Consider the following 18,411-nt stretch of genomic DNA (forward strand, 5'->3'; position numbering starts at 1 on the left):
AAAGGGCAAATTTTCCAGATTATCGAGCGGCAAAAATAAACCATCCAATCGAAAAGCTAGTTGTTTGACTTCTTGGGAAGTAAATCGATAATTGCTAACCATAGCATCGGGTCGCTCAATTAATTCAAAGAACGAATCGGGAAAATCGAGAAACATTCGATAGAATATGCTGTCAGTTTTCATGCTGCCACAAAATTGCCTGTAATTTCCGCTTAATCCGCCAACAAAAGAGAATTAACCTATGATCATCCCATCGTTTCTGCAACCCGGTGCTAAAGTTTCTCTGGTGGCCACCAGTGGCACCGTCAAGGAATTAGCCGCCCTAGAAAAAGGCGTAGAAATCTGGCGATCGAGGGGTTATCAAGTGGAATTTAGCGAGAATTGGGCCAATCGTCTCGGTTATCTCGCCGGTAGCGACGAGCAACGTCGTCAAGCTTTAGCCCAAGCATGGCAAGATCCCGATTGTCAAGCAATTCTCTGCGCGAGGGGGGGTTACGGTAGCGCTCGCCTCTTAGAAAATTGGACATGGGCAAAAACTAACCCAAAATGGTTAATCGGTTTTTCCGACGTGACGGGGATTTTATGGAGTTTAGCGAAACAGGGCATCTGTAGCGTTCACGGTCCAGTTTTAACCACCTTAGCCCAAGAAAGTCCCCAATCAATTGATCGTCTCTTTTCTCTCCTAGAAGGTCGTCCTTTAGCCCCTCTTATCGGTCAAGGTTGGGGTGGGGGAAAAGTGCGGGGACGCTTATTACCGGCTAATTTAACCGTAGCCACCCATCTCCTCGCAACCTCGGTTCAACCCACCCTAGAGGGGGTAATTTTAGCCCTAGAGGACGTAACCGAGGCCCCCTACCGAATTGATCGAATGTTAACTCAGTGGCGAATGCTGGGCATTTTCTCCCAAATTAAAGGCATTGCTCTCGGTCGTTTTAGCCGTTGTCTGGCGGCCTCCGGCAGTGATAGTCAAACCGTAGAGGAAGTCTTAAAAGAGCGTTTGGGCGATTTGGGCATTGCGGTTATTGCTGAGTTACCTTTCGGTCATGATGGCGATAATGCCGCTTTACCTGTGGGAACAATGGTAGAACTGGACGGGGATCGGGGAATCTTAGAATTTTTCTATCCCCAATGATCCACTTTTTTGATAGTATCTTAGAGAAGTGTTAACAAATGTAACAAAAAATTAATTATAGATGAAAGTATTAGTTGTCGGTGCGACAGGAACCCTAGGGCGACAGATCGTGCGTCATGCCATCGATCAGGGACATCAAGTGCGTTGTTTGGTACGCAGTCAGAGAAAAGCGGCTTTTTTGAAGGAATGGGGCGCGGAATTAGTCGGGGGAACCCTGCGGGATAAAAGTACGATTATTACTGCTTTAGAGGGAATGGACGCGGTGATCGATGCCGCTACTGCCCGGGCGACGGACTCAGCCAGCATTAAACAGGTGGATTGGGATGGTAAAGTTAATCTGATTCAAGCGGCCAAAACTGCCGGAGTTGATCGCTTTATTTTCTTCTCGATTCTCAATGCCGAAAAATATCCCAACGTGCCTTTGATGGAGATAAAACGCTGTACCGAGAAATTTCTAGCAGAATCGGGTTTAAAATATACAATTCTCCGTCCCTGTGGCTTCATGCAGGGGTTAATCGGTCAATACGCCATCCCGATGTTAGATAATCAAACGGTCTGGATCACGGGGGAAAGTACGGCGATCGCCTACATGGACACCCAAGATATCGCTAAATTCGCCGTTCGCGCTTTAGAAGTCCCCGAAACCGTCGGCCAATCCTATCCCGTAGTCGGCAGCAAAGCTTGGAAAGCTGAAGAAATTATCGAAGTTTGCGAGCGCCTATCGGGTAAAGAGGGGAAAATTTGGCGTTTACCCATGGGATTACTGCGTTTTATGCGAGGAATAAGCCGTTGTTTCCAATGGACCTATAATATATCTGACCGACTAGCTTTTGCGGAAGTTCTCGCTAGTGATCAAGCTCTTGATGCTCCAATGAAAGAAGTTTATCAAGTATTTGGCCTTGATCCGAGTCAAACAACTACTTTAGAATCCTATTTACAAGAATACTTTAGCCGCATTCTCAAGAAGCTCAAGGAAATCGACTTCGAGAAACAAAAAGCTCAGAAGAAGAAGAAAACTCCTTTCAAAAAGAAAGCGTGATTCAGCAGTAGGAAAATTTGTCAATGCCCAAAATCGGCATTATTTACAACGATATTAAGCCTATCGCTTGTAAAACAGCCCATCAGATACAAGATCAGCTACTTTCCCTAGGTTGGCAGGTGTTTATGGCTACCGGCAGCGGTGGCCTGCTAGGCCATTCTAAACCCTCTCGTCCGGTTTGTTTTACCCCGATCGATCAGTTAGTCCCCCCCCACTTCGAGCAAGATTTAAGTTTTGCGATCGTTTTGGGGGGCGATGGTACAGTCCTATCGGCAGCCCGGCAGTTGGCCACCCTCAATTTGCCCCTGTTAACGGTCAATACGGGACACATGGGCTTTTTGACCGAAATTTACCTAAATCAGCTTGAACCTGCCTTAGAGCAGGTTTTAGAGGGGAACTACACCATCGAAAATCGCTCGATGATCACGGTGCGACTGTTTCGCGAAGATACCCTCCTCTGGGAGGCACTTTCTCTCAATGAGGTGGTCGTCCACCGGGAACCCCTCACCAGTATGTGTCATTTTGAGATTCAAATTGGTGAACACGCACCCGTCGATATCGCTGCCGATGGGGTGATTCTCTCCACTCCCACCGGTTCTACTGCCTATGCTCTCAGCGCTGGCGGCCCGGTAATAACTCCCGATGTGCCAGTATTACAATTAGCTCCCATTTGTCCCCATTCTTTAGCTTCCAGATCCTTGGTATTTTCTGACAAGGAAACTGTGAATATTTTTCCAGCAACTGCTAACCGGATGGTGATGGTAGTGGACGGTAATGGCGGTTCTTATATCTTGCCAGAAGATCGAATTAATGTGCAGAAATCGCCCCACCAAGTCCATTTTATTCGTCTGCAATCTACGGAATTCTTCCGCATCCTCCGGGAAAAATTGGGTTGGGGTTTGCCTCATATTGCTAAACCAACTTCGGTGGAATTACCTTAATCAGTTATCAGTTATCAGTTATCAGATGTGAGCTTTCAGTTCATTGATTGCTGGTTACTGTTTACTGATAGCTGAATTTATGCTCTCTTTTCGTGCCAAGATAGCTTTTTATTTAGAGGATGTCACCACGGCGATCGGACTGACAGTAAATCTGCTTATCTTGGCATTAATTTTACTCTCTTTGGGGATTTATGTGGCTCAAACCTATCCCTTATCCGCCACTTGGCAAATGTGGTTACGTCAGCTTGATTGGGGAATTTTAAGCTTATTTTCCCTAGAGTATTTAATTCGGTTTTGGTGTGCGGAATCAAAACTAGGCTTTGTTTTTAATATTTTTTCCATCCTAGATTTATTGTCAATTCTGCCCCTATTTTTTGGTTTTTTTGATATTAGGTTTTTTAGAATTTTTCGCTGGTTTAGAATTTTGCGAGTGATTCGTTTTTTTGGTTCCGATCTCTCTATTTTTCGGATTAAAACTTCTGATCAGATAGTATTTACTCGCATATTACTAACTCTATTTTCGATTATTTTTGTCTATGCGGGTTTAATTTATCAGATCGAACACCCGATTAATCCTCAAGTCTATCGGACATTTTTTGATGCTTTTTACTTCGCCGTTGTGACTATGACTACCGTGGGATTTGGGGATGTGACTCCCCTATCTGATAATGGTAAAATGCTGACAGTTTTAATGATTTTAACGGGAGTTTTGTTAATTCCCTTGCAAATTAGCGATCTGACTAAACAAACATTAAAATCTGGCACTCAAATTGATTATCCTTGTCCAGATTGTGGTTTACCCCGTCACGATATAGATGCCAATTTTTGTAAAAACTGTGGCGCAAAACTCTTAAAAAAACCTGATTGAGAGTAATTCTGGCCAAAGGGAGGGTGGGGAGATGAGGAAGTGGGGTGTGGGTAATTATGAATTATGAATTATGAATTGGGAAGTGGAGCATTTGGCTGAAATTTCCCCAAACCCCTAAACCCCTAAATCCCTATCACCCTATCTCCCGACTCGGAGTCTCGGAGTCTCGGAGTCTCCCGACGACCGACGGAATCATCACAATTTACAATTGCTTAATAATTGTTGCCACTGCCGTGATAATATGTCTTGTGGCTCACCTGAGCGTCATAGCTCGGAAAGCAATCCAGATATTGAGATTAGTCTATCGCTGATTTAGGTGTACCTTGTCTGACCCATCGATCGAATCTCCCCCAACCCCAGAAACCAACCCGCCGTCAGATCCGATGCGGGAATACTATCAACTACAAAACACCTTATTGATCACCACCCTGATCTTAAGCGGTCTGATCTTTATACCCGTGTGGCTGTTTTATTCCCTCAATACCGCCCTTAATTACCTATTAGGGGCAATGGTGGGAGTTGTTTACCTAAAACTCCTCGCCGGGGAAGTGGAAAAATTGGGGGTAACGAAAAATCGCGTGGGAAAAAAAGGATTAGCCCTATTCGCCGGATTAATCATCATCGCCAGTCGTTGGCAAGAACTGCACATAGTGCCAGTTTTTTTGGGGTTTTTGACCTATAAAGGGGCGATCATCGTCTATACCCTGCAAACCATCTTCAAGCTGGAGCAGAAAGGCGATTCCTAAACCCTTTGACCGTTAAAAATAACCCTGATTTGCGAACCCGAATCTCTCTAAGGTAGAAATGTTAGACAGTTTAAGTGTGCTTAATTTTTATAGCCTCGCTTCCCTGGAAGTGGGACAACACTGGTACTGGCACATCGGCGGACTAAAAATTCACGGGCAAGTGATCGCGGTCTCCTGGATCGTCTTCGCTATCTTAATCATCGCCTCGATCGCCGCTACCCGCAAAATCCAGAAAGTCCCTAGCGGTATTCAAAACCTTATGGAGTACGTTCTGGAATTTCTGCGCGATTTAGCCAAAAACCAGCTAGGAGAAAAGGAATATCGACCCTGGTTGCCCTTCATCGGCACCCTATTTTTATTTATTTTCGTTTCTAACTGGTTAGGGGCCTTGATTCCTTGGAAGTTAATCGAACTGCCCGAAGGAGAATTAGCCGCCCCCACTAACGACATCAATACCACGGTGGCGTTAGCCCTACTGACTTCCCTCGCTTACTTCTACGCGGGCATCAGTAAAAAAGGACTCGGTTACTTCGCTCACTACCTAGAGCCGATTCCCGTGCTATTACCGATCAAAATTTTAGAAGACTTTACCAAACCCCTCTCCCTCAGCTTCCGTCTTTTCGGAAACATCCTCGCGGACGAGTTGGTAGTAGCCGTATTAGTCTTCCTCGTCCCCCTAGTCGTACCCCTCCCCCTGATGGCTCTCGGTTTATTTACCAGCGCTATCCAGGCCCTTGTCTTCGCTACCCTTGCCGGGGCCTATATCCATGAGGCACTGGAATCGGAACACGAAGAAGAACACGCTTAAAAGCGAGAGACGAAAACAGAAAAATTTCTTAGGGAAAAGTGTCCAAATAATAGGATAATAACTAAGAAATTATTGGTCGAATTCAGGATGAGCAACTGAATTCCAGGATCGTTCTTTCCCAAAAACTCTTTCGGGAGTTTTGAGCAGAAAACCAGCCATTTTTTACGGCTGAGAACGCGCTCTGTAAACAACAGATTGAAATTGATTAGTAAATAGAGGAAAAAATCACCATGAACCCCACAGTAGCTGCCGCTTCCGTTATCGCCGCCGCCCTCGCCGTTGGTTTAGCCGCTATCGGCCCCGGCGTTGGTCAAGGTACCGCTTCTGGAGAAGCTGTTTCCGGTATCGCCCGTCAACCCGAAGCTGAAGGAAGAATTCGTGGTACCCTTCTCCTCAGCTTGGCATTCATGGAATCCTTAACCATCTACGGTTTGGTTATCGCTCTCGTTTTACTGTTCGCTAACCCCTTCGCCTAATTAAAAAAGCAGTGGGCTATCAGCCCCCAGTCCCCAGCTTGGCGGGCGAGTTTTCAAAACTCTAAAAAAACACGGAAGGCTGATAGCTAATTAAGGGAATTTTGCTGATCCCCCCTGACTGTTCATTGTTAAATCAGGGGGATCGTCTTCCTTTTTTGAACCTGCCTATAGCTTCTATTTATCAGGAATAAATCAATGTTTGATTTCGATGCCACCCTGCCAGTGATGGCACTACAGTTTATTCTTTTGGCAGTGATCCTGAACGCCGTTTTTTATAAACCCCTCAGTAAAGTTTTAGATGAACGGGCGGAGTATATTCGGCAAACGGAAGGCGGAGCCAAAGAACAACTAGCCAAAACCGAAGCACTGGTACAAGAGTACGAATTGCAATTAAGTTCGGCTCGTAAACAATCCCAAGAGATTATCGCCCAAGCGCAAGCCGAGGCCCAAAAACTAGCCAGCGAACGAGTTGCCGCAGCCCAAAAAGAAGCGATCTCCCGTAAGGAAGCCGTCGCCGCCGAAATTGCCCAACAGAAAGAAGAAGCCTTTCGTTCTCTAGAAGGACAAGTGGCCTCTCTTTCCCGTCAAATTCTCGAAAAACTCCTCGGCCCCGAACTCGTTCGCTAAACCCCTGGTTAATAACAGTGATCAGTAAAAAGATAGAACTCAGTCGTCAGGAGTTAGTCCCGATGCCAAAGTTAGCACCGCCAAGCATGAAAGTAGTACCCACTTCCCACTTCCGTTCGGCTGAGCGTTCGACAAAAGCTCGCGCGGCTCGACTGATCTGGCCGAACGTCCGAAGTCTCACGGCCGAAGCCCACTTTCAAGTTAGAAGACTGATAACTGATAACTGATAACTGATAACTGAACAACCTACTCCCCGCCCTCAATAATCATGATCATCGACACAATTTTATTATTAGCCACGGAGGCGAAGGAAGCGGCAGCAGAGGGATTCGGCATCAACACCGATATCTTAGGAACTAACCTATTTAACCTCTCGATTCTGCTCGGTTTAGTCATCTTCTACGGCCGCAAAGTTCTCGGACAAATCCTCGGAGAACGTCAGTCGAAGATTGCTGAAGCTTTAGCCGAAGCTGAAAACCGGAAAAATATTGCCGCTACCGCCCTCGCCGAAGAACAGAAAAAACTCGCCCTGGCAAAACAAGAGGCGGAAAAAATTATCGATAACTCTCGATCTAGAGCTAAAGCTGTCACCGCCGACATCGCCGCCCAAGCCGAACTCGATATTCAAAGAATGCGCGAAAGTGCCGCTAAAGATCTCTCGGCGGAACAGGATCGCGTTTTAGTAGAATTACGCCAAAGAATTACCGCTTTAGCCTTAGCTAACGTGGAATCCCAATTAAGCGCCGGCCTGGAAGAATCGGTACAACAAACCCTAATTGATCGCAGTTTGGCCAACCTAGGAGGTAAATAGATGCAGGGAAGTTTAATCAGTTCAGAAATTGCCGAACCCTACGCCCAAGCATTACTTTCCGTCGCCCAAAGCAGCGGACAATTAGAAGCGATCGGCGGCGAAATTAAATCCCTCTTAGAATTGTTGGAAAATGCTCCCGATCTAAGAGCTTTTATCGGCAATCCCGTCATCAAAGAAGAAGCTAAAAAAGCCGTTCTTTCCCAAGTAATGGGGAGCAGTGCCAATCCCTATTTAACTAACTTCATGATGTTATTAGTCGATAAACGTCGGATTCAATTTTTAGAACCCGTTTGTCAACAATATCTCACCTTGGCCAGAGTGCTGACTAACACCGTTTTAGCGGAAGTTTCCTCGGCCACCGAATTGAACGATAGCCAAAAACAAATCGTCATCGACAAAGTGAAAACCCTGACCGGGGCGAACGTGGTCGAACTGAAAACCAAAGTTGATGGCAGCCTCATCGGTGGTGTGGTGATCAAAGTCGGTTCTCAGGTCTTTGATGCCAGCATTCGCGGTCAACTACAACGCCTCAGCCTCTCCCTGCGCTAAGGTCATCTAATCTCCCTTTTTTGCCGTTTTTTCACCTTCTAATTTTTTACCTTTTCCCAGATTAAACTATGGTAGCTATCAGACCCGACGAAATTAGCACGATTATTCGTCAACAGATCGAATCCTATAACCAAGAAGTACAGGTCTCCAACGTGGGAACCGTCCTACAAGTAGGTGACGGTACTGCCCGCATCTACGGCCTACAACAGGCCATGTCGGGAGAACTATTAGAATTTGAAGATGGAACCGTCGGCATCGCCCTTAACCTCGAAGAAGATAACGTCGGCGCGGTGTTAATGGGTGACGGTTTCGGGATTAAAGAAGGCGGTACGGTGAAAGCTACCGGTAAAATCGCTCAGGTTCCCGTGGGTGAAGCCTTAGTCGGCCGCGTGGTTGATGCCCTCGGTCGTCCCATCGACGGTAAAGGAGACATACTCGCCAGCGAAACCCGTCTGGTGGAATCCCCCGCCCCCGGTATTGTCGCTCGCAAATCCGTCTGTGAACCGATGCAAACCGGCATTACCGCTATCGATGCCATGATTCCCGTCGGTCGTGGTCAACGGGAGTTAATTATCGGTGACAGAAAAACTGGGAAAACAGCGATCGCCATTGACACAATCATTAACCAGAAAAGCGAAGACGTGATCTGTGTCTATGTCGCCATCGGTCAAAAAGCCTCCACCGTCGCCCAAGTAATCGACACCCTCACCCAAAGAGGCGCCATGGATTACACCGTGGTGGTGGCCGCTAACGCTAACGACCCCGCCACCCTCCAGTATATCGCCCCCTACACCGGAGCTTCGATCGCCGAATACTTCATGTATAAAGGCAAAGCAACCCTAGTTATCTACGATGACCTCACCAAACAGGCTCAAGCTTATCGTCAGCTATCTCTGCTCATGCGTCGTCCTCCCGGTCGTGAAGCTTACCCCGGCGACGTTTTCTATCTCCACTCCCGTTTACTAGAGCGTGCCGCTAAACTCAGCGATGCCCTCGGTGGTGGTAGCATGACCGCCCTGCCGATTATTGAAACCCAAGCCGGTGACGTTTCCGCCTACATTCCCACCAATGTAATCTCGATTACTGACGGTCAGATCTTCCTCTCCACCGACCTCTTTAACGCTGGTTTCCGTCCCGCTATTAACGCTGGTATTTCCGTATCCCGCGTGGGTTCGGCGGCCCAAACTAAAGCGATGAAGAAAGTTGCCGGTAAATTAAAACTGGAATTAGCCCAGTTTGACGAATTAGAAGCTTTTGCTCAATTCGCTTCTGACCTTGATGCGGCCACCCAATCACAACTGGCTCGCGGTCAACGTCTGCGTCAAATCCTGAAACAGCCCCAAAACTTCCCCCTCTCCGTTTGGGAACAGGTGGCGGTGGTTTATGCCGGTTTAAATGGTTATCTCGACGATATCGCCACCGATAAAGTTATCGATTTCTGCGCCGGTTTACGCGAATACCTGAAAACCAGCAAACCTCGCTACGTTGAGATCGTCAGCACTGAAAAACAACTCAACGACGAAGCAGAAGGCCTGCTCAAAGATGGCATCAACGAGTACAAACAGGCTTTCAAGTAAACTTCTGTGAGCTTTAAGCTGTCAGCCTTTTCAGTTATCAGTGATCAGTAAACAGTGACCAGTAAACAGTGAAAAGATGGCCAGAAACTGCTATTTAGTACTGCTCACTTAACACATACTGCTCACTTAAAACTCCAATCTGATAACTGATGACTGATGACTGATAACTGATAACTGATAACTGATAACTGAATTATGCCTAATCTCAAAGCGATTCGCGACCAAATTCAATCGGTCAAAAATACCAAAAAAATTACCGAGGCCATGCGTCTGGTGGCGGCCGCCAAAGTGCGCCGCGCTCAAGAACAAGTTCTCTGTACCCGTCCTTTTGCCGATGCCCTCGCTCAGGTACTTTATAATCTCCAAGGTCGTTTAGCCTTTAGTGATGTTAATTTACCCCTACTGGCCCAACGGGAAGTAAAAACCGTGGCTCTGTTAGTAGTCACAGGCGATCGAGGTCTTTGTGGCGGTTATAATACTAACGTCATCCGTCGTGCCGAACAACGGATGAATGAATTAAAAGAGCAAGGGATTAACTATCAATTAGTGGTTGCCGGCCGAAAAGCGGCACAATATTTCGAGCGCCGCAATGCTCCCATTGCCGCTAAATTTATTAACCTCGAACAGATTCCCACTGCCGATGAAGCTGGCACGATTGGGGATGAATTGCTTTCCTTATTTTTATCGGAAACAGTCGATCGCGTCGAGTTAATTTATACTCGTTTTATCTCCCTGATCAGTGCCACTCCGGTGATTCAAACCCTGTTACCTTTAACTACTCAAGGTTTAGCGGTACAGGATGACGAGATTTTCCGTTTGGTGACTAAAGAGGGAAAATTTAAGGTACAACGGGAAAAAATGGCCAGCCAACCAGCGCAGGTTTTTCCCCAAGACATGATTTTTGAGCAGAATCCCGTCCAAATCCTCGATTCTCTGCTGCCTTTGTACTTAAATAACCAATTACTGCGCGCCCTCCAGGAATCGGCAGCTAGTGAATTAGCAGCCCGGATGACAGCGATGAGTAACGCCAGCGAGAACGCCAGCGAGTTAATTGGCACTTTAAGCCGTACCTACAACAAAGCGCGTCAAGCCGCTATTACCCAAGAATTGTTAGAAGTAGTAGCGGGAGCCAATGCTCTCTAGGTTTAAGCCAGTTTTTCTTTTAATTATCAGTAGGAGTGATTATTTTCACTCCTTTTTTTTATAGTAGCTGGCGTAAAATCCCACACCCTGCCCCACGAAAAACCTTTTCGGCAAACCCCAGATAGCCGTGGTTTAGACTTCTCTGCCCCGAATTAGGTTCAAATAGAGTCAGCGCAATCCCTTTTCTGACATTCGGGCCCCTTGAAAAGCCCCATCTCATCCTGTATTGTAAGTCAGCGTGAGAACTATAAATGTCAATCGATTAAGCTAAATCTTAAACTATAATCCTTAAACTATAATCATTACCCGATCGCCCGGTATTGGAGGGACAAAAAAACTCGTGAGTATAACTGATTTAATCCAAAAAGGCGGAGTGGCCATGTGGCCGCTGCTTTTTCTGTCTATTTTAGCTCTTAGCACTATTATCGAACGAATTTGGTTTTGGAGTCGCACCCTCCTGAGTGAGGGCCAGATTTTAAATCGCATTATGGAATCCGCCATCCGTAACTGGGATTTGGCAGCAAAAGTCGCTAGGGATTCCCGCAATCACCCCATCGGTAGCTATCTTTATGCTCCCCTGCGCTTAGAAAATCCAGATCCAGAGGTTTTTCACTTTGCCCTCGAATCGGCTGCCGATGAACAATTATCCCTAATGAAACGGGGCGATAAAATCCTTGAGGCAGTCATCGCCCTTTCTCCCCTGCTAGGATTATTAGGAACGGTACTCGGTTTAATTACCTCTTTGGCTAATATTCAACTGAGTGACCTGGGAACTTCCTCCACAGCCGGAGTAACTTTAGGTATTAGTGAAGCTTTAATTTCCACCGCTACTGGCTTAATTGTCGCTATCTTTAGCCTCGCTTTCTATCGCATTTTTCAGGGACTCTGGTTCAATCAAGCCCGAATTTTTCGCAAGGCTGGCAGTGATTTAGAAATTATCTACCGTCAACGTTGGCTAGATGGGGAAGACCAACAATACTCCCTCAGTGCTAACCTAGAAAAACCCCTCGATCGCTAAATCTCTCCCTTATCAGCCATGGCCGAAACTAAATCTCTGAACCACAAAAAGCCAAAAAGTAGCCATATTACGGCTCGTCCGCTCAAATTATGGCATGATCAACACCGCATTCAAGAGGATGTGCAGGTTAATATCATTCCCTTGATCGATGTAATTTTCTGTATTCTCACCTTCTTTATTCTCGGTGCAGTGGGATTATCTCGCCAACAGGCCATCAGCCTCGATTTACCGAAAGCTAGTACCGCCACCACCCCGATGCGGGAAATGTTGGTGGTTAGTCTCGATGATTTCGGACAACTCTACGTCGAAAAGCAGATGGTGACTCGTCCCCAGTTATTCGAGGCAATCAAGAATTATCATCAATATAGTCCCAATGGACTGATGGTACTGAATGCCTCCAGAAATGCCAGTTATAACGAAGTGGTAGGGGTTTTAGACCTGCTGCGACAGGTGGGCGGCGATCGCGTGGCTTTAGCGACTCTATCGGGGGAGGCTAACAATCCCACCCTGGAAAATAGCAATCCTTTGCCCAATTTGCCGACTAATCCCACCTCACCCGGTTTACCCAATCCTCTGGGCAGAAATTAACTAGGAATGGATGCGATAGGTGAGTAATTGCTCTTCGAGAGCAGCAATACGATTGTAAGCCGCCGTCAATTGTGCCGTCAATCGGCGAATTTGGATTTCATCGGCAAAAGAATTATCGCCATTGACAGCCGGGGCCTGTTTGCCACCGTGATCCCGGAGAATATCTTTATGATCGTAGAGGCTATTATCGGATAACTCGGAAAAACCGACCATGTCCAGGGATTCTCGCAGGGAATGACTCGATTTATCCTTGGCTAGGATAGCAATTTGCTGGCCGAGGCTTTCGACAATATCCTGTAGACGATCGACTTTCCGATCAAGACTGATAATCTGTTGTTGTAGTCCATTCATGTAATTACCTAGGGATTAAGGAGGTTTCCCCTCTATGCTAGGCTCTAGAAGAGATGGACTATAACAATTTATGATTGATTTAACGATCCCTTTACTGCCCTTAACTAATCTTAATATATTGCCAGAGTCAACCGGCTGCACCCGATAGTACTTCTATTAGAAATTAAGGTAAGCTGTTGAGCAGTAAGCCTCGATTTTAAGGAGCTAATTATGTTTAAAAATTGGTCTTTCGACGATTGGATGAATCATATTCTTTTTCTGGCTACAATTGTGGCTTTGCTGACGATTTGGCTGGGTAGATAAATAAAAACTATTTTTCTTTCCTTGCTTTACCGAAAATTTGGGTTTCAGGTTCCCCGTCCATTTCACGGCAGGGAGTGTCAAAATAAGAAACAAAACCCTCAGCGATCGATATGACTGACTCAAGCCCAAAAATTTGTATTCTCGGTGGTGGTTTTGGTGGACTCTATACTGCTTTACGTTTGAGTCAATTGCCTTGGACCGATCAACACACCCCCCAAATTACCTTAATTGATAAAAACGATCGCTTTTTATTTTCTCCCCTTCTCTACGAATTAGTCACCTCAGAACTGCAATCCTGGGAAATAGCTCCCCCTTTCAGCGAATTGCTCGCTAATACCCCCGTTGACTTCCAACAGGGAACCGTCACGGCGATCGATGTTAATAATCATAAAATAACCCTTGACAATCAAAACGATATATGCTATGAACGCCTCGTGATCGCCCTCGGTGGTCAATCTTCCCTTGACTTCCTACCCGGGGCCAGAACCCACGCTATCCCCTTTCGTAGTCTAGAGGATGCCTATCGTCTTCGGGATCGACTCAAAACCCTAGAACAATCCGATCGCGATAAAATCCGGGTCGCCATTATCGGGGGCGGTTATAGCGGCGTAGAATTAGCCTGTAAGCTGGCTGATCGCCTCGGAGAAAGGGGAAGAATTCGTCTGATCGAAAGAAATAGCGATATACTTGGCCCTTCAAACCAATTTAACCGCGACACCGCCAAAAAAGCCCTAGAAAAACGTCTAGTTTGGTTAGACCTAGAAACCACCGTCGCCGACATCCAAGCGGATCGCCTCTCCCTTGACTACAAAGGACAGATCGACAATATCCCCGTTGATCTAATTCTCTGGACCGTTAGTCCGATCGCCTCCCCACTGCTCGCTAATTTGCCCATAGCACATAATGAGCGCAAATTACTAAAAGTTAATCAATATTTACAAACTGTCGAAAACCCCAGCATCTACGCGATCGGCGATGCGGCCGATGGTCGCGACCAAGAGGATAAACCATACGCTGCCACGGCCCAAGTGGCCCTTCAACAGTCCGACTACTGCGCTTGGAATATTTGGGCGAGTTTCCACGATAAACCGGCTTTGCCCTTCCGTTATCAACCTTTAGGCGAAATGTTGACCCTCGGAGTCGATGAAGCTACCATTAGCGGTTTAGGACTAGAATTAGCCGGTCCCCTTGCCCATCTTACCCGTCGCTTAGTCTATCTCTACCGTCTGCCCACCCTTAACCATCAAATCGCCGTAGCATTCAACTGGATTACCCAACCGCTTTTATCCCTCATTTCTGAGTAACAGTTGCAGGGACAGAGGATAATTAAAGTGACTTTTTTTACTCTAGTTACTTGTCCCTTCGATTGCTATATTGACTGTATCAATTACCCTCCTAATTTACAAAACAATTATGAGCATTAAAAGCCGGCTGAAAAATTTGATTCATGAATTGAGTCTTGAGACTTACAAGAAAGTTTCCCCCGATTCCTTCCCTGCTGGTTGGGATGTGGCCTCAGATATAGAAAGAATTTGTCATCACCAGCAACCAAAGATTATTTTTGATGTCGGGGCTAATATTGGACAAACAGGTAGTTACTTTCATCAAAAATTTCCTCAAGCTGATATTCTTTGTTTCGAGCCAATCAAGGAAACTTTTACCCAATTATCTCAAAAATTTGCTAATAATCAGCGAATTCGCTGTTTTCCTATCGCTTTAGGCGAGCAACCTTCAGAAAAAACAATTATCTTAAACTCTAATTCTCAACAAAACTCTCTCACCGAGGCCTTAAACCGGCCTATAGACGAGAATCAAGGCCAATCCACCGACAAAACAGAAGCAATTACAATTGATAGCTTAGATAATTTTTGTCAAGCTCAGGGGATAGATAGGATAGACCTGCTTAAAATGGACACAGAGGGTTATGAGCTACAGGTTTTAGCTGGAGCAACCAATTTTCTAGAAGAAAGAAAAATTGCCATGATTCTTTCAGAAGTTGGGTTTCGTCCCTCCGATTTTCGCCATACATTTTTTACAAAAATTTACGACCAATTGTATCAAAAAGGCTTTCGTTTTAATGGTCTATACGATTTATCCTATTGGTCTCCCTATCCCTATGAAGGACTAATTTACTGTAACGCTTTATTCGTCAATGCCAATCTGATCAAAAATCGCTTTTACTAAAAATCTGGCCAAGAACAAAGATATTCCTCCACTAATAAACTATCTCGATCGGTCAATTCCTGACCATCGAGACGATTTAAAAGCATTACTGCACCAAATAACCGATTATTAACCCTAATTGGCACAGCTAAAGCCGTTTTTATCCCCAAAGCCACCGCTATATCCTGACGAATGCGATTATCTCCGAGAGTTTGTCCCACCACCACCGGACAACTATCCCGGTAAACCACCGTACACAATCCCGACGTGGCAATATCACCCCTTTTGCCCACAATTGCCCCGGTGTTTTTACCCGCACCCGCGCGATAATAAATACTATCACCGTCAAATTCGGCAATGATAACCGTTTCTGTTGGAATTAAACCTAAAATTTCTTCAGCAATGCGATCGAGATTAGTTAATTTTTCCATAATGGTTTAGGGGTTGAGGAAATGGGGTGTTATACTCAAAAAAACAGCAATTCATTAACTTTAGTCTATAGTTTGTGAACTCAAATGAAAGATAACACCCCCAGAGTAACAAGTCTCAAATCTTATCTTCAGCATTTGCCTCAAGATGCGTCGGAAGCGATCGTTAGCACCAACTTTGCACGTTACCTGATATCATATTTAGGATTTTCAACCACGGAGATAATCCCACAGTACGACACGGGAGGCGGTGGGATTACCGACTTTGCCACTCGGAGAAACCTAGCAAACGATATTTTTTTGCAGACAAAGAGTAATCCTTTTCTGCTGATAGAGTTAAAGGGTAGAGATATTAACCTAACTGAAAATAGTCCAAGTTATAAGGCAACTGTCAATCAGTTAAAGCGTCAGTTATTAGGGACTAAGTGTCAAGCATCCCAATGGGGAATTATCAATAATAGTTCACACATCCAGTTATTTAGAAAACATGGTAAAACCATTTTTCCTGCCACTACTTGCATAGAGCTAACCCCTGAGAACATTGATGAGACTGTAGCTCTGATCAAGACAAAAATTGACAAGACTCCCAAAGCATTAACGGTTACTGTTTACAATAATAAAGGCGGTATAGGCAAAACCACCACAACCGTAAATCTTGCCGCTTTCCTTGCCTTTTTAGGTAAAAAAGTTCTAGTTTTAGACTTTGATTTTAATCAACGAGATTTAACTAAATCTATCCTAAATATCGAACCAGAAGATGGCCTACTAGAAAAGACTTTAACTGACCGCAATATTGAACTAAAATCAGTGATTCGTCCCTATACTTTTAAGAATTCAAAACTACAAATTACCTTCGATGTTGTTCCTGCTGAGCCTAAAATGGCAGAGTATCCGGAATTGGAGTATAATGCTAAAATGACAATATCCACTCTCCATAGAAAATTAGACTTAGCTAGATATGAATATGATTACATTTTTATAGATGCAGCTCCCAATTGGCGATTTACTAGCCGGCTGGCTGTTTATGCTGCCGATGTTGTCCTCTTACCGACAAAACATAACAATTCATTCTCCCTTCATAATGCAGCCACTGCCATCAAGGAGTTTCTGCCGCAAATGCAAAAATTAAAAAAAGATGGGACTCCCATAGCCTTACCAATTTTTTTCAACGGTGAGAAGATTACTCAACCACAGTTAGAGCTTGCCCAAAAAGAAATTAATCAAATACTAAAAAATGACAAAACCCTTTTACCCTATTTTTATCCCAGATACACTAATGCCAAAAAAGATTTACATATTCATCACCTGCCAGAATACGCTATTATAGCCAGTGCTGCTTTTGAGCGCGTGCCAGCCGTTTATAAAAATCGTTCCGCTCATGACTACTACAAAGACTTAGCAAAGGAGTATTTTTTACAATGATGGAATATACCGATATTGGTACTTTGAAGTATCTCTACTTAGATGAAATAGAAATTACCAATGGGACCGATGCTGATAGTTTTTTAATTGAAGTTGCTGCCAAACTATTACAGCAGACAGGTGGACGCAATTGGCTGCCTGTAATCGTCAAAGAATTATCAGAGGATCGCTATGAAGTTATCGGCAACTCATTTGTTTATGCTGTGGCTGTCCAGAGTTTTGGCAAGAGAAGAAACCCCAAAACTAAATCTGTCAACAGCTTCAAGAGAAGAAATTAAATCTGCTTTACAGTTCTTGATTGAACAACCGAATAGCCCCCTAAAAACAGTTAAATTAGCTACTGCTACTGCTAGGATTGATGAGGCTCCCCGTCAATTCTGGAAGAGTTTAGATTCAATTGTTGCCCTCAAGTGTGGAATTACAAAAGGGAAGGGATTAGATTTACTCAAAACTGTCTTTTATCTCACTCCTGAATCTCAACAAGATGCAGTGATTGAGGAGTTTTCAGAAGAAACTCTCAAACTCAAGACTGTTTCCGAATTAAAGACTCTAGCCAAAGAAAAGGGAATCGTTGGTTTAAGCAAGATGAAGAAAGCAGAGCTAGTCAGAATATTAGCGCAATAAGAAAAAGGAGTATGAATTATGAATTATGAATTATGAATTATGAATTATCAATTGCTAGAAGATATTGAAAGTGAATTAAAATGGCAGCAAAGCCTTTCTAACGAAGATATGGAATTGGGAGCTTTTTCAACGTGAACCACTATCGAGTCATCCCGGGCTTGAGCATTGATTATGCTTGTGGAGTCCATCTGTTATCATCTTGGGTAGTTCTCTAAGGATTTAGTCCCTTTGACATCCTCGCCGCCGTAAAACGGACGGCGATTCCCAAACCTCACGATTTGGGTTTCTGCTTCTTTCCCGAAGGATTTTTCGCACCTGCCGCCCCAGTTTTACTCTGTTCTGGTCTTATGGTCGCTCTACAGACTGACACCGCAAGCCCTGCGGCCAAAATATTTTTACTGGCGTTAATATCTCGGTCATGGTGTGTCCCACAGTCTGGACAATCCCATTCTCGAACATTTAACGGCATTTTCTCGGCAATATACCCGCAATTACTACACCTTTTAGAGCTAGGAAACCATCTATCTATTTCGATGTAATTTCTCCCATACCAACGGCATTTATAGGCTAATTGTCGGGTTATTTCTCCCCAGCTTACATCAGATATTGCCTGAGATAATTTAGGGTTTTTGACCATATTCTTGACGGCTAAATTCTCAACCACAATCGTTTGGTTTTCACGGACTAATTGAGTGGTTAGCTTGTGTAAATGGTCTTTTCTGTTATCAGTAATTTGAGCGTGAATCTTGGCTACTTTGATTTTTGCCTTTTCTCGATTCTTTGAGCCTTTCTGTTTT

22 protein-coding genes and 1 pseudogene are annotated in these 18,411 nt (G+C 44.8%); 18 read left to right on the forward strand and 5 right to left on the reverse strand.

Annotation, left to right across the window (positions count from 1 at the left end; translation table 11 throughout):
- The coding region (locus LW728_RS17060) for a DUF2887 domain-containing protein (RefSeq protein ID WP_287767379.1) at window positions 1-183 on the reverse strand (183 nt) is incomplete at its 3' end.
- 58 nt (window positions 184-241) lie between these two features.
- On the opposite strand from LW728_RS17060, the gene LW728_RS17065 reads away from it, so the two are divergent.
- The 8 genes from LW728_RS17065 (at window position 242) to LW728_RS17100 (ending at window position 6,637) form a co-directional block, all read left to right on the forward strand.
- Window positions 242-1,132 carry a S66 peptidase family protein gene (locus LW728_RS17065; RefSeq protein WP_287669241.1) on the forward strand — a complete coding sequence of 297 codons (891 nt, stop codon included), beginning with the start codon at window positions 242-244 and terminating at the stop codon, window positions 1,130-1,132.
- A gap of 61 nt (window positions 1,133-1,193) precedes the next feature.
- The gene (locus LW728_RS17070) at window positions 1,194-2,171 is read left to right on the forward strand and encodes an SDR family oxidoreductase (protein WP_002800065.1); all 978 of its coding nucleotides are present in this window, start codon (window positions 1,194-1,196) and stop codon (window positions 2,169-2,171) included.
- Window positions 2,172-2,194: 23 nt separating this feature from the next.
- Window positions 2,195-3,112, forward strand: a complete 918-nt coding sequence (locus LW728_RS17075; protein ID WP_002779855.1) for an NAD(+) kinase — start codon at window positions 2,195-2,197, stop codon at window positions 3,110-3,112.
- Between the two features lie 79 nt (window positions 3,113-3,191).
- Window positions 3,192-3,980, forward strand: coding sequence for an ion transporter (locus tag LW728_RS17080; protein ID WP_002800066.1), 789 nt, complete (start codon window positions 3,192-3,194; stop codon window positions 3,978-3,980).
- A 383-nt stretch (window positions 3,981-4,363) separates the two neighbouring features.
- A complete protein-coding gene (locus tag LW728_RS17085; RefSeq protein WP_002784830.1) occupies window positions 4,364-4,726 on the forward strand; it encodes an ATP synthase I in 363 nt (120 codons plus the stop codon).
- 58 nt (window positions 4,727-4,784) lie between these two features.
- The gene (atpB, locus tag LW728_RS17090) at window positions 4,785-5,534 is read left to right on the forward strand and encodes a F0F1 ATP synthase subunit A (RefSeq protein ID WP_002739857.1); all 750 of its coding nucleotides are present in this window, start codon (window positions 4,785-4,787) and stop codon (window positions 5,532-5,534) included.
- A gap of 230 nt (window positions 5,535-5,764) precedes the next feature.
- Entirely contained in the window at window positions 5,765-6,010 is a 246-nt protein-coding gene (atpE, locus tag LW728_RS17095; protein ID WP_002740068.1) for an ATP synthase F0 subunit C, read from the forward strand.
- Window positions 6,011-6,205: 195 nt separating this feature from the next.
- Window positions 6,206-6,637 (forward strand): F0F1 ATP synthase subunit B', encoded by a 432-nt coding sequence (locus LW728_RS17100; RefSeq protein ID WP_002800068.1) that lies wholly within the window; start codon window positions 6,206-6,208, stop codon window positions 6,635-6,637.
- Between the two features lie 46 nt (window positions 6,638-6,683).
- Here the strand turns inward: LW728_RS17100 and LW728_RS17105 are convergent, their stop codons facing one another.
- Window positions 6,684-6,818: a hypothetical protein gene (locus LW728_RS17105; protein ID WP_287669237.1), complete on the reverse strand. Its 135-nt coding sequence runs from the start codon at window positions 6,816-6,818 to the stop codon at window positions 6,684-6,686.
- A gap of 87 nt (window positions 6,819-6,905) precedes the next feature.
- On the opposite strand from LW728_RS17105, the gene LW728_RS17110 reads away from it, so the two are divergent.
- The 6 genes from LW728_RS17110 (at window position 6,906) to LW728_RS17135 (ending at window position 12,323) form a co-directional block, all read left to right on the forward strand.
- A complete protein-coding gene (locus LW728_RS17110; protein WP_002800069.1) occupies window positions 6,906-7,448 on the forward strand; it encodes a F0F1 ATP synthase subunit B in 543 nt (180 codons plus the stop codon).
- On the forward strand, window positions 7,449-7,997 hold the full coding sequence (gene atpH, locus LW728_RS17115; RefSeq protein WP_002763366.1) for an ATP synthase F1 subunit delta: 549 nt from the start codon (window positions 7,449-7,451) through the stop codon (window positions 7,995-7,997).
- Window positions 7,998-8,065: 68 nt separating this feature from the next.
- Window positions 8,066-9,574, forward strand: a complete 1,509-nt coding sequence (gene atpA / locus LW728_RS17120) for a F0F1 ATP synthase subunit alpha (RefSeq protein ID WP_002800072.1) — start codon at window positions 8,066-8,068, stop codon at window positions 9,572-9,574.
- A 195-nt stretch (window positions 9,575-9,769) separates the two neighbouring features.
- Window positions 9,770-10,717: a F0F1 ATP synthase subunit gamma gene (locus LW728_RS17125; RefSeq protein ID WP_002800073.1), complete on the forward strand. Its 948-nt coding sequence runs from the start codon at window positions 9,770-9,772 to the stop codon at window positions 10,715-10,717.
- A 379-nt stretch (window positions 10,718-11,096) separates the two neighbouring features.
- Window positions 11,097-11,735 (forward strand): MotA/TolQ/ExbB proton channel family protein, encoded by a 639-nt coding sequence (locus LW728_RS17130; protein WP_002800075.1) that lies wholly within the window; start codon window positions 11,097-11,099, stop codon window positions 11,733-11,735.
- Between the two features lie 18 nt (window positions 11,736-11,753).
- On the forward strand, window positions 11,754-12,323 hold the full coding sequence (locus tag LW728_RS17135; RefSeq protein ID WP_002800076.1) for an ExbD/TolR family protein: 570 nt from the start codon (window positions 11,754-11,756) through the stop codon (window positions 12,321-12,323).
- Here LW728_RS17135 and LW728_RS17140 read toward each other — a convergent pair whose 3' ends face one another.
- Entirely contained in the window at window positions 12,324-12,674 is a 351-nt protein-coding gene (locus LW728_RS17140) for a hypothetical protein (protein WP_287669232.1), read from the reverse strand.
- A 413-nt stretch (window positions 12,675-13,087) separates the two neighbouring features.
- On the opposite strand from LW728_RS17140, the gene LW728_RS17145 reads away from it, so the two are divergent.
- The gene (locus tag LW728_RS17145; RefSeq protein WP_287767381.1) at window positions 13,088-14,281 is read left to right on the forward strand and encodes an NAD(P)/FAD-dependent oxidoreductase; all 1,194 of its coding nucleotides are present in this window, start codon (window positions 13,088-13,090) and stop codon (window positions 14,279-14,281) included.
- A gap of 109 nt (window positions 14,282-14,390) precedes the next feature.
- Window positions 14,391-15,161 carry an FkbM family methyltransferase gene (locus LW728_RS17150; RefSeq protein WP_287767383.1) on the forward strand — a complete coding sequence of 257 codons (771 nt, stop codon included), beginning with the start codon at window positions 14,391-14,393 and terminating at the stop codon, window positions 15,159-15,161.
- On the opposite strand, the gene LW728_RS17155 is transcribed toward LW728_RS17150, so the two are convergent.
- Window positions 15,158-15,571: a GAF domain-containing protein gene (locus tag LW728_RS17155; RefSeq protein ID WP_287767385.1), complete on the reverse strand. Its 414-nt coding sequence runs from the start codon at window positions 15,569-15,571 to the stop codon at window positions 15,158-15,160. The two genes, LW728_RS17150 and LW728_RS17155, sit on opposite strands and share 4 nt — an antisense overlap.
- Before the next feature lie 84 nt (window positions 15,572-15,655).
- On the opposite strand from LW728_RS17155, the gene LW728_RS17160 reads away from it, so the two are divergent.
- Together LW728_RS17160 and LW728_RS17165 are read left to right on the forward strand one after the other, a co-directional pair.
- Entirely contained in the window at window positions 15,656-16,990 is a 1,335-nt protein-coding gene (locus LW728_RS17160) for an AAA family ATPase (protein WP_287767387.1), read from the forward strand.
- Window positions 16,987-17,614, forward strand: a pseudogene (locus LW728_RS17165) (Rho termination factor N-terminal domain-containing protein). Before LW728_RS17160 ends, LW728_RS17165 begins: the two are co-directional and overlap by 4 nt.
- Window positions 17,615-17,885: 271 nt before the next feature.
- Here the strand turns inward: LW728_RS17165 and LW728_RS17170 are convergent.
- On the reverse strand, window positions 17,886-18,411 hold a 526-nt coding region (locus LW728_RS17170; protein ID WP_287767389.1), incomplete at its 5' end, for an RNA-guided endonuclease TnpB family protein.

Origin of the sequence: Microcystis sp. 49638_E5 (assembly GCF_021300285.1) — a bacterium.
GTDB classification, from domain to species: Bacteria; Cyanobacteriota; Cyanobacteriia; order Cyanobacteriales; family Microcystaceae; genus Microcystis; species Microcystis aeruginosa_C.